The sequence below is a fragment of the Arcicella rigui genome (genome assembly GCF_034929435.1).
Taxonomy (GTDB): Bacteria; Bacteroidota; Bacteroidia; order Cytophagales; family Spirosomataceae; genus Arcicella; species Arcicella rigui.
In genome coordinates this window covers 1-16,098 of sequence record NZ_JAYFUM010000005.1, presented here as the reverse complement: position 1 = coordinate 16,098, position 16,098 = coordinate 1, and the positions used below count along the sequence as shown (strand labels likewise).

General features: G+C 36.7%; 10 protein-coding genes. 6 read left to right on the top strand and 4 right to left on the bottom strand.

Annotated features, from left to right (window positions below; all coding sequences use genetic code 11):
• Nucleotides 1–132 precede the first annotated feature (132 nt).
• The 3 genes from VB248_RS03655 to VB248_RS03645 all read left to right on the top strand — a co-directional run bounded on the left by VB248_RS03655 (nt 133) and on the right by VB248_RS03645 (nt 3,892).
• Nucleotides 133–1,386, top strand: a complete 1,254-nt coding sequence (locus VB248_RS03655) for a DEAD/DEAH box helicase (protein ID WP_323295378.1) — start codon at nt 133–135, stop codon at nt 1,384–1,386.
• A 361-nt stretch (nt 1,387–1,747) separates the two neighbouring features.
• Nucleotides 1,748–2,692: a 3-oxoacyl-ACP synthase III family protein gene (locus tag VB248_RS03650; protein WP_323295377.1), complete on the top strand. Its 945-nt coding sequence runs from the start codon at nt 1,748–1,750 to the stop codon at nt 2,690–2,692.
• 300 nt (nt 2,693–2,992) lie between these two features.
• Entirely contained in the window at nt 2,993–3,892 is a 900-nt protein-coding gene (locus VB248_RS03645; protein ID WP_323295376.1) for a DUF4349 domain-containing protein, read from the top strand.
• Nucleotides 3,893–3,997: 105 nt separating this feature from the next.
• Here the strand turns inward: VB248_RS03645 and VB248_RS03640 are convergent, their stop codons facing one another.
• Complete coding sequence (locus VB248_RS03640; RefSeq protein ID WP_323295375.1) at nt 3,998–5,605, bottom strand: RagB/SusD family nutrient uptake outer membrane protein; 1,608 nt, start codon at nt 5,603–5,605, stop codon at nt 3,998–4,000.
• A gap of 32 nt (nt 5,606–5,637) precedes the next feature.
• Nucleotides 5,638–8,793: a SusC/RagA family TonB-linked outer membrane protein gene (locus tag VB248_RS03635; protein WP_323295374.1), complete on the bottom strand. Its 3,156-nt coding sequence runs from the start codon at nt 8,791–8,793 to the stop codon at nt 5,638–5,640.
• 380 nt (nt 8,794–9,173) lie between these two features.
• Here VB248_RS03635 and VB248_RS03630 point away from each other — a divergent pair, with 380 nt between their 5' ends.
• Nucleotides 9,174–10,499, top strand: a complete 1,326-nt coding sequence (locus VB248_RS03630; protein ID WP_323295373.1) for an amidohydrolase — start codon at nt 9,174–9,176, stop codon at nt 10,497–10,499.
• 91 nt (nt 10,500–10,590) lie between these two features.
• On the opposite strand, the gene VB248_RS03625 is transcribed toward VB248_RS03630, so the two are convergent.
• Together VB248_RS03625 and VB248_RS03620 are read right to left on the bottom strand one after the other, a co-directional pair.
• Entirely contained in the window at nt 10,591–11,394 is an 804-nt protein-coding gene (locus VB248_RS03625) for an SDR family oxidoreductase (RefSeq protein WP_323295372.1), read from the bottom strand.
• Nucleotides 11,395–11,460: 66 nt separating this feature from the next.
• The gene (locus VB248_RS03620; RefSeq protein WP_323295371.1) at nt 11,461–12,696 is read right to left on the bottom strand and encodes a M16 family metallopeptidase; all 1,236 of its coding nucleotides are present in this window, start codon (nt 12,694–12,696) and stop codon (nt 11,461–11,463) included.
• 614 nt (nt 12,697–13,310) lie between these two features.
• Between VB248_RS03620 and VB248_RS03615 the strand changes: the two genes are divergently transcribed.
• Complete coding sequence (locus VB248_RS03615; protein WP_323295370.1) at nt 13,311–14,423, top strand: ABC transporter substrate-binding protein; 1,113 nt, start codon at nt 13,311–13,313, stop codon at nt 14,421–14,423.
• Nucleotides 14,420–15,751, top strand: a complete 1,332-nt coding sequence (locus VB248_RS03610; RefSeq protein ID WP_323295369.1) for a sigma-54-dependent transcriptional regulator — start codon at nt 14,420–14,422, stop codon at nt 15,749–15,751. Before VB248_RS03615 ends, VB248_RS03610 begins: the two co-directional genes overlap by 4 nt.
• Nucleotides 15,752–16,098: the final 347 nt, after the last annotated feature.

The following is a 16,098-nucleotide window of genomic DNA, read 5'->3' as shown; positions in this document are numbered from 1 at the left end:
TAACTTTGTAAAATCTATTCGATGAAAAGATTGATTCTGAAAAACTTCATTACTCACACTTATCATTTTGAATTTCAGTGTTTTATATGTGTAGTTTATATATAAAACCTTTTCGTTTTTAACAAAATACTCATGTCATTTCAATCATTAAAACTAATTGAACCTATCCAAAAGGCACTTGTCGAGGAAGGTTACAGTACTCCCACACCTATTCAATCACAAGCCATCCCTCTGATTCTTGAAGGAAAAGATTTACTGGGAGTAGCCCAAACAGGTACAGGAAAAACCGCTGCTTTTGCCATTCCTACGATTCAGTTATTAGTACAAAACCAGATTCCCAACCGTGTAAAAAGAACTATAAAAGCCCTTATCGTAACGCCAACCCGTGAATTAGCCATTCAGATTGATGATAGTTTCAAGGCTTATGGAAAGTTTACCAACTTACGTCATACTGTTATTTTTGGCGGCGTAAAACAAGGAAAACAAACGGAAGCTTTACAAAATGGCGTAGATATTTTAGTTGCCACGCCCGGAAGATTGTTGGATTTAATCAACCAAAGATATATTTCATTAAAAGATATTCAGATTTTTATTCTGGACGAAGCCGACCGAATGTTAGACATGGGTTTTGTTCACGACATCAAAAAACTCCTTACTTTCCTTCCTTCCAAACGTCAGTCTTTATTTTTCTCGGCTACGATGCCACCTGAAATTCAGAAATTAGCTGATAATATTCTTTTCAAACCTGTAAAAGTAGAAGTAACGCCTGTTTCATCCACAGCCGATACCATCAAACAATCAGTATATTTTGTGGAAAAAGACCAGAAAAATGCTTTGTTGATGGATATACTGAAAGATACTTCCATAGAAACGGCTTTGGTTTTTACTCGTACCAAACATGGTGCAGACAAAGTGGTGAAAGTATTACTTCGCCACGACATCAAAGCTGAGGCAATTCATGGCAATAAAGCCCAAAACGCACGTCAAAGAGCTTTGGATAATTTCAAAAGCAAAAGCACCAGAGTATTGGTAGCCACAGACATTGCCGCACGTGGCATTGATGTGGATGATTTGGCTTATGTCATCAATTTTGACATTCCGAATATTCCCGAAACGTATGTACACAGAATTGGTAGAACGGGCAGAGCAGGAGCAAATGGAACGGCGTTTTCGTTTTGTGATTCGGAAGAAAGAACTTTTTTGAAAGATATTCAAAAACTGATTGCTAAGAATATTCCTGTTATCGAAAATCACTCTTTTGTAAGTACCAAAGTACAAGCCATTAGCCCAACCAGCAAAGCAACGAATGAAAAGAAGCCTTCGGCAAAATCAAACGAAGTAAGCAATAAAGGAAAAAAAGTATGGTTTAAACCTAAAAGGAACTAACACTGCGAAATCCTAAAGTGAAAAATTCAGACGAAAAGAGTAAGAAAAACTATTTTTAAAAGAAATTAAGAGTAGCAAACTTCCAGAAGCTGAAAATTTCGGAAATTATATTAATTTTATGGGATTTATCCAAAAAACATGGAAATAGTACAAAAAATTACAGGATTATATAGAGTAATAATTGTTTATTTCTAATAAACTATTGTACTATGCAAAAACATTGAGTTCCTTTGTAGTAGATTTATAGCTTAAAATTAATTTCTCAAGGTCATCAACAGACGTTATTTTCAATAAAACACTGTATAAAGTTCATTATCAAGAGATTAGTCGATATTTAAAAGAATAGACCAAAATAACCCCAATGTTTATAAACGCTATCGCAAGTTATTTGCCCGAACAAATTATTACAAATGCTTATTTTGAAGAATTGAATGGACTTACCGACGACTGGATTACCGAAAGAACAGGTATTCGTCAGCGTAGAAAAGCCTCAGCTTCTGAAAATACGCATACAATGGCAATTGAAGCGGTAAACAAAGTTCGTGAAAGTTTACCTTATGATATTTCGGAAGTTGATTTGATTGTGGGTGCTACTTATACTCCACACGACTGCATATTTACTTTGGCTCATGCCATTCAGCATCATATTAATGTAAGTGAAATTCCAGTAGTAACGATTTCTTCGGCTTGTTCTTCTTTATTGAATGCTATTGAGATTGTACAAGGCTACTTCGCTCTTGGTAAAGCTACGAAAGCTTTGGTAGTGGCATCTGAACACAACACGGCTTACAACAACGAAGACGATACAAAAGCAGGTCACCTTTGGGGAGACGGAGCGGTGGTCGTTTCTATTTCTAAAGAAAGAATTTCAGACGAAAACTGGGAAATTAAAGATTTATTAACTGGCGGAGCTGGTAACGTAGGCAAAGCTTTTGAAAGTGTTACACTAAAACCCCTTCACCGTGGTATTGTGATGCCTTATGGTAAAGACGTTTTCATCAATGCTTGTACTTATATGCCAAAGGCAAGTTTAAAGGTGTTAGAAAGAAATAACCTAAGCATTAGCGATGTCGCTTATATCGCACCGCATCAGGCAAACCTTAGAATTTCTAAAAATGTTGCCAATACTTTGGGGGTTTCAGAAGATATTATGCTCTCAAATATTCAGTATCTTGGCAATACGGGTTGTGCGGGCTGTGCCATTGCCTTAGACGAAAATAAAGCAAAGTTTAATAAAGGAGAAAACATCATTGTTACCGTTTTTGGCGGTGGTTACTCTTATGGAGCAATGCTGATTACGATATAATTTTAGGTATTACAGTACGAGAGTTTGCAGGTTATTTAAGATTTGTGATTGCCGATTTCGGAGATTTTATAAAACATAAATCAAGAATTTTCACTATCTTTCCTACAAAACTCATAAAAACCTCAAGTTTAGCAAAACTAAATTTGAGGTTTTTTTATGCTCTTTTAATTTTATTAAGTGCTAAATACCAATCACAAATTAATAAGTTTTTAATAAAATTTTAATAAGTTTTTAAGTATTTACAATACTTGAAACAAAGCTTTCGTTTCTTGATAAAATAAAACAAAAACTTTACAAGCAATGAAAACTTACCAAAACGCTCTTTGCATCATGGTAGCTACTACGATGGTGATTTTTACAGGTTGTACTGAAAAAAAGGCTGAAATCACTTTGGCTGGTGAAGAATTCGCCGATAGTGTTTCTGCCAGTACTTTTCCTTCTGAAACGAACGATTTTGCCAAAAGGAAGTTTATTAAAACAGGTAGTTTGCGGTTTAAAGTAAAAAATGTACAAGAAGCAAGTAATCTCATCGAGGACATTGTAGAGAAGTACGACGGTTTTATTACACATTCTGAACTAAGTTCAAACATTACGCAAGTCAATGAAGTAGAGATTAGCGAAGACTCTGTTTTATTGAACAAAGCTTATGAAATGAGTAATAAAATTACCTTACGGATTCCGAACCAAAATTTTGATAAAATATTAAGAGAAATTCAACCAGTAATGACTTTCCTTGAATACAAAAAAGTATCTGCCGACGACGTAAGTTTGAATTTATTGGCGAGTGATTTACGCAAAAAACGCTATTCAGAGTTTGAAAATCGCTATAAACATGAAATTGCTACTAAAGGGAAAAAATTAGCAGAAACGACCAATTCAGAAGAAAAACTCTTTGATTATCAAACCCAAGCAGACATTAATAATGTAGAGACGCTCAGTATCAAAGACAAAGTAAATTATAGTACTGTGGAGATTGAAGTATTTCAGCCCATTAGCAACATGATTGAATTACAGCCCAATATGAATAATGATTTTGCTTATCAGCCTCATTTTTTAAGAAGAATTTGGCAAAGTTTCAGAACAGGTTGGTTTGTTTTTGAAGAAGTATTGGTTTTTCTAACAAAATTCTGGATGCTGATGTTAGTACTTACAAGCGGATTTTGGCTGTATAAAGTATATTTTAAAGCACGTAAAGTTTAAGTTCAAAAGAGCATTTCATTAAAAAAAATAGCGACCCAATGTAAAATTAGGTCGCTATTTTTTTATGAAGAATTATCGTTCAAACATTAGAAATGAACTAATTTCTTACCAACCCGGATTTTGTTGGTCTTTCAAAGTAGGGTTGTTATTGATTTCTTCAATTGGCAATGGCCATATAAATCTAAAGCTTTCATAAGGAATTGCCGCTAACATCGTGTAAGTTGTTGCAGGATTGTTAGTATATAAATTGGTAAAAGTCAGTGTTTGGCTTGCTTTCGCAGGAATACCTTTTGTTCCAAACACTGTATCTTTTCCAAGGCGGTGAATATCTAACCATCTCATCCCTTCAGCTAAGAATTCAATTCTACGTTCGTTCAAAATCGCTTGAACTAACTGCTGACCATTTGTAAAGCTTGCAGCCGTATAACGACCTGGGCCTTCTGGCACAGCACGGTTTCTAACGGCATTCAATAAAGCTAAAGCTCTGGTATCAACTGAAGAACTTGAACGAGCTAAAGCTTCAGCAGCATTCAATAATACTTCTGCATAACGGATAATTGGAGCGTTGTCGGTACGAGACGTAGCATCTGCATATTTTTTACTAAACATTGCACCACGACCCGGAGAAGTAGCACCATCTTGCTGAACCATAGCAGAAGACTTACGGAAGTCGTCAGCAGGGAAAAACGGCTGATTCCAAATCAGAGGGCTAATACCCACAATACCACGTCCACCAGAAATAGAAGCGCTGTACATTGTTGGTGCTGCACCATTCACACCTGCGTTATCTACGTCGTTGTTTTCAATTGAGAAAATAGACTCTACGTTGTTTTTGTTAGCAGTACCAAAAGGCCCCATTGGCGTAGCCGTCAATTGATAATTTCCTACTGGACTTACTAAATTACCCGTAGTTGGAATCAATTTATTAGCCTCCTCAATTACCTTCGCCCAGTTGTTTTGATGCAAACGGATTCTTGTTTTCAAGGCAATGGCTGCCCCTTTTGTAGCACGAGTAATCGCATTGCGTGAACGAGTAGCAGGCAAATTAGCTTCTGCGAAGTCTAAATCAGCTAAAATTTTATCATAACATTCAGCTACTGTGTTACGTCCTTGCTTGCTGGCTTCATCTACAGAAATACCTGTACTTGTACCAATTGGTTGCTCACGATAAGGAACACCACTGGCTGCCGCAGTAGGATTGTCGCTGTAAGGACGAGCAAAATTCACTAACAAGTAAAAATGCCCCATTGCTCTTAAGAATCTTAATTCTGCTTCATAAGAACTTTTCACAGATTCTGTCAATGAAGTACTTGTTGGAGCTTTACGGATACCGTCAATTACTACGTTTGCTCTGTTAATCATGGCATAAGCCGTTTGCCAGAAAAAACCATTATTAGGCGTTGTAGCATCATAAGTACCATTATAAGTAATAGCATAGAATGCCGCCACACTTACCATGTCTTCGCCACGGCAGTCGCCTTGTTGCAAATGGGCAGCTCCAAACGGATAGCCACGCACAGCACCACCAGCATAAAATCCTGACTGAGCACCATCATATACCCCTGTTACAGCCAATTCAACTCTTTCAAGAGTTTCATAAGCCGTTGTTTCCGAAAGGGCATCTATAGGCTGTAAATCTGTTACTTCGCAAGCCGCTCCAAACATCATTAATGTTCCAAGAGCGAATATTTTTTTATAAGATATAATTTTCATTGTATTTCTCTTTGAGTTAATGTTTGTTGAGACTAAAATCCTACGTTCAAGCCAAAAGTAAGTATTCTGAACTGAGGGTTAGTGTTGTAGTCAAGACCAAATGTTTGGTTAACATCCCCGTTGCTGTTCAATTCAGGGTCTAAGCCTTTATAGCTTGTGAAAGTGAAGGCATTTTGTACTTGCCCATAGATACGAACACTATTAATACCAATGTTAGCACGTGTAATCACGCTTTTTGGCAGCGTATAACCTAAAATGATGTTTTGGATTCTGATAAAGTCACCTTTTTCAACAAATCTGGTTGTTGCATTTCCGTTTAAGTTGATGATGTTACCATTATTTAAAACCATTTTAGGAACGTCTGTAATTTGTCCTTCGGTAGTCCAACGATTCAAGATTTCAGTACCATTGTTATTGAAATCTTGGTTCAATAAAGTTTCTTGACGAGTAACGTTCATAATTTTGTTACCACCAGAGAAACGAGTAAATATCTCTAAATCAAAGCCTTTGTATTTGAAGCTATTCGTAACACTACCAAACCAAGTAGGGTTTGTGTTGCCTAATACTCTTCTGTCGCCACCGTCAGCTACGTCTGCCGAAAGAAGAGACGCTCCTGTTGTGTTAGTAGTAACACTTGGGTTGGCTGCATCATAGAATGAATAAACCCCTGTGTTTGCATTTCTTTGTACAATTCTACCATCGCCTTTTACAAACAAAGGGAAACCATTTGCTGGATTTACGCCTGCAGTTTCATAACCATACAAAGCAGCTACTGGCTGACCAACTGTAATAATATGATATGATGAAGGGAAAATTGGCTGGTCTTTTCCGTCAATACCTTTATTCAATGCAGTTACTTTATTTTCCTGTGTTGAATAATTCATGTTTACGTCCCAAGTGAAATTACCTTTCTTGATAGCTTCAATAGAAAGATTAAATTCCAAACCTTTGTTGTACATCGCACCTACGTTTTTAGAAATAGAGTTGTTAGGTACACCCAAAGAAGGAGCCGTTGGAGCAGCCAAAATCAAATCAGAAATATCGTTTTTATAATATTCTGCTGAGAAAATAATTTTGTTATCTAAAAATCCTAAGTCAATACCGTAGTTAGCTTGTGTACTTGCTTCCCATTTCAAACCAGAGTTTCCAGCTTGTGTAAAACCAATACCATTTTGCGAACCGTACTGAGCTGTTCCGAATAAACCTAAGTAAGGGAAGTTACCAATGTTTACGTTACCTACTTGTGCATAGCTACCTCTCAATTTGATGTCGTTGATTACTTTAGCAATGCTTGAGTTTTTATAGAAATCTTCGTTAGAAAGCTTGTAAGCCAAAGAACCACCAAAGAAATTACCTCTTCTACTTGCTTCTGGTAAGGCAGAAATACCATCATTACGTGCCGAGAATGTCATGAAGTACTTGTTGTCGTAATCGTATTGCAAACGACCAAAGTATGAATCAAAACCAGCAGAAGCTCCTCCACCTGTTACAGTTGGCACTGAGAAACTACCCGAAATGATGTTTTCTTCTTGGAAGAATCTGTCAGAGAAATTAGCTGCTTGAGCAGTGAAAGAAGAGACAATTTGTTTTTGATATTCAGTACCTACGGTTAAGTCGATAGAGTTTTTACCGAATTCTGTTGAATAGTTAGCTGTATTTTGCCAGTTCCATCTGGTTACGTTTCTTGAAGTTTGCGAAACAATACCGTTTGAACCACGACCGTCGCCATGTCTTGGATCAAGAGATTGGAAACTGCGAACATCTGTATAGTCGATACCAATCATTGATTTCAAAGTTAAACCTTTGAAAGGTGTCACTTGTAAATAAGAAGTTGACAATACACGTCCGATTTGTGCATTGAATTTGTTATTAGCAAGTACAAAAGCAATGTTAGTATAGTTGTTATCAATATTTCTTGTGTTTGCACCTTGTCCTAATACAGCACCATCTGGCGAAATATTATAACCAGTAGCATTTGTTTCACTGTAAATCGGTACGTTAGGGAATAATCTTGCAGCACCCGTTAAGTTTCCAGATAAAGCGTTAGAACCTGTGTTCAAACCTGTATTTTCTGTTCTGGTTACTTGAAGTTTAGTACCTACCGAAACATACTTATTGAAGTTATGGTCAAGATTTGCAGTGAAGTTATAACGTTTCTGACCGTTTGCTGTAATTGCACCTTCTTGTTTATTATAACCTAATGAGAAGTAATAGTTCGTTTTTTCAACGCCACCACTGAAACTCATGTTATAGCCTTGTGTGATTCCTTGACGTAAAATAATACTTTGCCAGTCGGTATTTGTACCATTTGCATCCAAGAAAGCTTGGTTTGTACCACCAGCGTTTTTCAATTTTTCGTTCGCAATCGTTACAAATTGGTTAGCATCCAACAAGCTTAATCTATTGATAGCGTTGGTTGTACCGTATTGCATACTCAAATTCACTTTCAAAGGAGTACCTTTTTTACCTTTTTTAGTAGTTACTAAAATAACGCCATTGGTAGCTCTTGAACCGTAAATTGCAGTAGCTGCACCATCTTTTAAAATTTCCATCGACTCAATATCCGCAGGGTTGATGTCTGCAAGTGGGTTAGTCGGTGTAGCCACACTTTGGTTTCCGTCAATAGCTGGTACTCCATCAACTACAATTAGTGGTGAACCACCCGAAGTAATAGAGTTTGTACCACGAATACGAATACGAGGAGCTTGTCCAATAATACCACTACCCACTGTTACTTGTACCCCTGAAGCTCTACCTGCTAATTGCTGGTCAAAGCTGGCTGTGTTTAGGTCGGCAATGTCTTTACCTGACACACTTGAAATAGAAGACGTAAGCTTAGATTTTTTTTGTACCCCGTAACCAATTACCACTACTTCATCTAAGTCAGCAGCAGAAGATTTTAGAGAAACATTGATTTGAGATTGATTACTCACCAAGACCTCTTTCTTTTCAAATCCTACAAAAGAGAATACAAGTACAGAATTTGAAGGAGCATTAATTTTGAAAGTACCGTTCGCCATCGAGTTGACACCTCTGTTTGTGCCTTTCACGATAATACTTACTCCTGGAAGTGGTGAGCCATCTTCGGCCGAAGAAACTTTACCTGTAATGGTTCTATCTTGAGCATTAACTCTAAGTTGAAGCAAAAGAAGAAACACAAAACTAATAAGCAGTAGTTTTTTGTTCATTTTTGTTTAGTTTATGATGTGATTTATGAAAACAAAATAGTTGATATGCAATCATAATATTGCTACAACAACTATTATTGTAGCAACTAAACGAGAAAAAAGAAGATATAGTTTACACAATCGTAAAAAAAAACATATTTTATTTTGTAGATGTAACGATTGGGCAATCTTAATTTGGTTTTAGCAAAGAAGAAATACAGAATAAAAACACAGATTTTCTACTTATGTTTTGAAAAAAGCAAATAAGTATAACTTGTCACAGATTGTACTTAATGTATTTTTTTGAATACAAAAACACGATTGAAGCCACTGGAAGTTTGGGAGTAAATGATTTTAATGGTAGATTTATCTAAATTTCATCTTTAAAATCAAACTATTCAATGAAAAAAATAATCATGCCTGCGGCACTGTTGATACTTTCTCTTTCAACATCATTTGGGCAAACAAACACGCTAAAAGCCAAAATTTCTCAAAAAGCAGAAACACTTGAATCGAAAGTAGTAGCATGGAGAAGAGATTTCCATGAAAATCCAGAACTTGGGAACCGTGAATTTAAAACTGCTGAAAAAGTAGCCGCACACCTTCGTTCGCTGGGTTTTGAAGTAAAAACTGGCGTTGGAAAAACAGGAGTTGTAGGACTTTTGAAAGGTGGAAGACCCGGCCCAGTAGTGGCTCTTCGTGCTGATATGGACGGACTTCCTGTGAAAGAACGTGTAAATATTCCTTTTGCTTCTAAAGCTACGGGCGAATACAATGGTCAAGCAGTAAGTATTATGCACGCCTGCGGACACGATACACACGTGGCGATTTTGATGGGAACAGCCGAAATTTTGGCTTCTATGAAAAATGACTTGAAAGGTACTGTGAAATTTATTTTCCAACCTGCCGAAGAAGGAGCACCCGAAGGAGAAGAAGGAGGAGCAGCTTTGATGATTAAAGAAGGTGTTTTAGAAAACCCTAAAGTAGATGTAATTTTTGGTTTGCACATCAATGCACAAACTGAAATCGGAAAAATCAAGTACCGTCCGGGTGGTACAATGGCGAGTTCTGACTGGTTTAAAATTAAAATCAAAGGAAAGCAATCGCATGGAGCGTATCCATGGTCGAGTGTTGACCCAATCGTGACGGCTTCTCAAGTAATCATGGGCTTACAAACGATTGTCAGTAGAAATTTACCTGTAACGGAATCAGCAGCGGTAGTAACTGTCGGGCAAATTAATGGTGGCGTAAGAAGTAATATCATTCCAGAAGAAATCAGCATGAACGGAACGATTAGAGCTTTAGACCCAGCCGTTCAAGATATGATTCACGCCCGCATGACGCAAATTACAACTAATATCGCTGAAAGTGCAGGAGCAACAGCCGAAATAAATATTTCAAGAATGTGTCCTGTTACTTATAACGACGTGGCACTTACTGAAAAAATGGTTCCTACTTTAGAAAGCGTAGCCGGAAAAGAAAATGTTTCCATCACAGCAGCCGTAACTGGTGCGGAAGATTTTGCTTTCTATCAGCAAAAAGTACCGGGTGTTTTCTTCTTCTTGGGCGGAGCTCCAAAAGGCAAACCCGTTTCAGAAACAGCACCACATCACACACCCGACTTTTATATCGACGAAGGTGGCTTTGTACTCGGCATGAAATCAATGGCAAGCTTGGTGGTGGACTATATGGATATGAATACTGGAAAGAGTAGTGTGGGAAAATAATTTGATGTCGGATGTCGGCTATCGGATGTCGGATTTATAAAATCCATTTGCTGAAAGCTGACATCCGAAATCTGACATCCACAATCCCAAATTATTTCTCAGCATTTACTTTCTGAACCAATTTATAAACCACAGCAGGAAAATAGCGTTTTAGATATACACCCATTACTTCGTACCAACCGCCGATATATACTTCTTTTTGGTTCGCTTTTACGGCTTTTACAATCTTCTCGGCACAGCGTTCGGCACTCATGCCACGACTTTGGTTTTTATCCATTTTCCCATGCACATTTCCTTTGCCATCCAATGCGTTTAAAGAAATAGGCGTATTGATATACCCCGGACAAATCACCGTTACTTGTATATTTTCTTGCCAAACTTCTGCCCTTAATGAATCAAAAAATGCAATCATAGCGTGTTTGGCAGCACAGTAGCCACTTCTCAGAGGCGTTCCGATTTTTCCTGCAACGCTACTAATCGCTACAAAATGTCCTGTTTTTCTTTCGCTAAAATGGGGAAGAATTGCTTGCGTAAATGACACAGTACTGAAAAAATCCAGTTCCATAATGTCTCGATAGACTTTAAAATCTGTCTCTTTTACCCAAGAGCGTTGCGTAATGCCTGCATTCTGCACAATTACATCAATTTGTCCGAAGTGTTCCAACACCGTTTTTACTTTCTCAGGAAAAACATCAAAATTCAACATATCCATTGGCAAGACTAATACTTTATCAGCACCAAGTCCAGTGGCATTGGCGACTCTTTGCAATTCCATTTCTCGCCTTGCCGAAAGTACTAATTTTGCTCCTTCTTTAGCAAACTGATACGCAAGAGCTTCGCCAATGCCCGACGAAGCTCCTGTAATCCAAACTATTTTGTTTTGGAAATTATTCATGGTAAATAGGAAAAACCTATTGTTTATCTATCTGAATCTTCAATGGTATTTCATAGTCAAAGACTCCTACCCTGCCCGATAATACATCGTAGAGCAGTTTTCTTTCTTGAGTATTAGTTGCGATTGTGTACTAATATCGTCCACCGTTACGGCTTGTATTTTTCCTGATTCTTGGTTTACGTACTCTACATTGCCTGCATTTGCGGCAAATGCTAAGTTCATGGCACGGTTCAGTAGTTCTACTTCTGAAAAAACTAAAGTTGATTCTGCTTGATTTTTTACTTTTTGTAATTCTTCTTCCGAAACTGGATTTTTCAAAAACTCGTCCAATACTGCTTGCACGGCTGCGTCTCCTTCTTCAATACTTACGCCTTTGTTTAAATTTCCTTGGATAATTAACAAACCGGGGTCGAGCGATGCCGTTACATAAGCATTTACCGAATTGAAAATATGATTTTCTTTCACCAATTGATTATACAGTCTTGAAGATTTACTTCTTCCCAAAATATCACTTGCTAAATCAATCGCATTAAAATCGCCCTCGTGTCGTCCTTTGGTATGATACACTTTATAGAGTGCATCCGAAGGCACTTTTGCTTCTACTTCCAAAAATCTGGCACTTGTTTGAATGGGTTCTTTGGGCAAATTTCTTGGGGTAAGTTTCCCTGCTGGAATTGGCTCAAACCATTTTTTAGCTAATTGCTTTACTTCTTCTACTTGCACTGGGCCAGCCACTACCAAAATCGCATTATTGGGTAAATAATGTTTATAAAAAAAGTTGCGGACATCGTCCATCACGGCATTTTCGATATGCGAAATTTCTTTGCCAATCGTTGCCCAGCGATAAGGATGTACTTGATACGCCAAAGGACGAAGTTTCAACCAAACATCGCCATAAGGTTGATTTAAGTAGCGTTGCTTGAACTCTTCAATTACTACTTTCTGTTGTACATCCAAAACCTTTTGGTCAAAAGAAAGTGCCATCATTCTATCAGATTCCAACCAAAAAGCCGTTTCAAGATTTACCGCAGGAAGTGAAATATAAAAATTGGTAATATCTGGCGAAGTAAAGGCATTATTTTCGCCACCTACTTTCTGTAAAGGCGTATCATAAGAAGGGATATTTTTTGAGCCACCAAACATCAAATGCTCAAACAAATGAGCAAAACCTGTTTTATGTTCTTCTTCATCTCTCGAACCAACATTATACACAATATTTACGGCAGCAGTAGGTGTCGAGAAATCTTGATGAACAAATACTTTTAGTCCGTTATCAAGTATAAAAGAATCGTATGAAATCATATAAAATGTGATTAGAAAAAAGTGATTGGTGATTAGTATTTCAAATTAAGCTGTGTTTAGTAAAAAGCAATTGGCGATTAGCATTTTATACTCCTAATAATCAACTATTTACAAAATCCACTCAAATTGTATTCATTTCATAATCAAGTGTGCAAATGAACTTTAACCGTTTTAAACTTAAAAATAAAATAGAAGTTTCAGAAAATTCTATAAGTATTTTGCCTAATGCCTAAGGCTTAGAGCCTATTGCACGAGTACATATTATGTAAATAAAATTTATTTTTAAAATTAGCGTGACAAAAGTAAGTAATTAGGCGTTGTGATAGTATAGAAATCGAAAAAACACTTAGTCTAAGTAATCAGGCAGCATTAAATTGCTTTAGGCAATAGGCTGTAAGCAATAAGCACAAATCCTTTTTATCGTGAAAAAATAAATATTTTGCCTAATGCCTACCGCTTACAGCCTAAAGCAAAATTTTAAAACTAATATTGCACGATTACTTAATAGAATTAGCCTTCATTAAAAACGAATAATCAAATTTTATAAATTATTATTGCATGATTTTGGAGAGCATCATCATAGAATCTCTCAATTGCTTTACCCGTTTTCCAATATGAAAAAATTACTTTGCTTCATTATTCTTTCTCTTTGTATCTTCTCAAAAAGTGATGCTCAAATATTAAATGATTCTGCCGTTCGTGCCTTAATTTCGCAAGGTTTAGATAAAATGTATGCTTATGACTTTAAAGAATCCTCTGAGATTTTTCATAAAATAAAAGCCAAGTATCCACAACACCCAGTATCTTATACTTTGATGGCGATTCAACTGGAATTACAGTATTTTCCTTTGAAAGATTTTCCTGCACAACAAAAAAACTACCTTAGTTACCTCAATCAGAGTAGAGCTTTGGCAGAAGAAATGTTGGAAAAAAACGAAGACGACATCGAAGCTAACTTCTTTGAATTAGCCACATTGGGCTATATTGCGGCTTATGATGCCGATAATCAAGATTTTTTCAAAGCCGTTGGTGTAGCCAAAAAAGCCTATTCGCACTTGAAAAAAGGCTTGAATTGGACAGAAAAACAACCCGAATTTTTATATACTTCGGGAATGTATAATTACTACCGTGTGGAGTATCCAGAAACCCATTCCATGATAAAACCTTTGATTTGGATGTTTGCCGATGGTAATAAAAAATTAGGTTTACAACAATTGGATTTGGCTACTCGCAAAACTGTTTTCGTAAAAACAGAAGCTACTTTTTATGCCGGATATGTATATTTAAAGTATGAATCGAACCCTGCTAAAGCACTGTATTACAACAATATACTTACGGAGAGATACCCAGAAAATGTACTATTTCAGATGCAAAGAACGGAAGCACTTACAGGCATAGGAAAGTATGGTGAAGCCGAAGAATTTGCCAATAAATTACTCAAACAAAAAGGTATTATGTACCAATGTGCAGGTACAATTTTTAAAGGAATTATTACAGAAAAAGAAAAGAAAGACGATAAAACCGCCGAAGCATTATTATTAAAAGGAGTAAAAATGCCTTTCGACGAACGTTTTACCAAAGATTATCACGGACTTGCTTATATGGCTTTGGCAAGAATCGCCAAGCGTGCAGGGCAGTACGATAAAATGAAAGAGTACGCCAAAAAAGCCGTAAAAATAGCCGAATACAAATCAACCATCGCCGAAGCAAAGGCAATTTTGAAATGAAAGGAACAGTACTAATTATTGATGACGAAAAACAATTAAGAGGATTACTCAAGCGAATTATTGAGTTGGAAGATTATACGGTTTGGGAAGTTGGCGACTTAAAATCTGCGTGGAAAATCCTTGAAAATCAAGCCATTCAAGTAGTACTTTCTGATGTAAAACTCCCCGATGGTAATGGTGTTGATTTTACTCAAAAGTTTAAAGAGAAATTTCCAAGCCTTGAAATAATCGTAATGACTGCCTACGGAACAATCCAAGACGGCATCAAAGCCATGAAAAATGGTGCTTTTGATTATTTAGTAAAAGGCGACGACAACGAAAAAATATTGCCCATGCTAAGTTTGGCAATGGACAAAGTACAAAAACAGTTGCCCATTATTCAGCCTAAAAGTCAAGGTTTTGAAAAGGTTTTGGGTAAATCTAAACAGATTAAAGAAGTCATCAGTTTAGCCCAAAAAGTAGCTAAAACCGACACCACCGTACTACTAACAGGCGAAACAGGTACAGGAAAAGAAGTATTTGCCAACGCCATTCACCAAGAAAGTAAAAGAGCTTCAAAAAACTTTGTGGCGGTAAACTGTGCTACTTTTTCAAGAGAAATTCTGGAATCGGAACTGTTCGGACATAAAGCTGGGGCTTTTACAGGAGCGACCAAAGATAAAAAAGGCTTGTTTGAAGAAGCAGACGGCGGTACGATTTTCTTGGACGAAATCGGAGAAATGTCGCTGGATTTGCAAGCTAAATTACTAAGAGTATTAGAAACGGGAACGTTTATCAAAGTTGGCGATACCAAACTGATAAAAGTAGATGTACGAATTATTTCGGCTACAAATCGTGATTTAAGCAAAGAAGCAAACGAAGGACATTTTCGCTCGGATTTGTTTTATAGACTGTCTGTTTTTCAGATTGCCCTGCCTCCCTTGCGTGAACGCAAAGCAGATATTGAAGTAATGGCTCGTTTTTTTGCAAAAGATTTTGCTAAAAAATTCAATATTTCGATAGCTGATTTACAAGAAGATTTCCTTACAAAATTGACTAATTACGATTGGCAAGGGAACATCCGTGAACTCAGAAATGTGATTGAAAGAACCATCATTTTGAATGAAAACGGACAGCTAACCGTAGAGAGTTTACCGATTAACATTCAGTTTCCTGCTGAAAACTTATCTGCTAATCTCCTCAATTCCTTCGATTTACACACCATCGAAAAGCAACATATCCAAAAAGTACTGCAACATACCAAAGGCAACAAAACCGAAACCGCTCGACTTTTGAACATTGGTTTAACAACGCTTTATCGTAAAATTGAGGAATATAACATCTCCTAAAATCTGAAAGCGTACTTCAAAAATCCTCCACAAGTATTATTCAAACAAAAACCTACCAACAAAATCTTATTGTAAGCTTACATTACAATTTTTACGTATTACAATGAAGCATTGTTACACGACATAATAATTTTTACGTGTTACAATGACTCATTGTTATACTACTTTATAATTTTTACGTATTACAATGGCTCATTGTAATACTACTTTAAACTTTTTACGTGTTACAATAGGGCACCCTCCCTTTAGTTGTGTAAGTTGTTTTTTGAATTTCAATTGTTTTTGATTCTTTGGTCAAAAATAAGGTAAAATTGGTTGATAATAATTCCCCAGTTCTGGATTGGTTT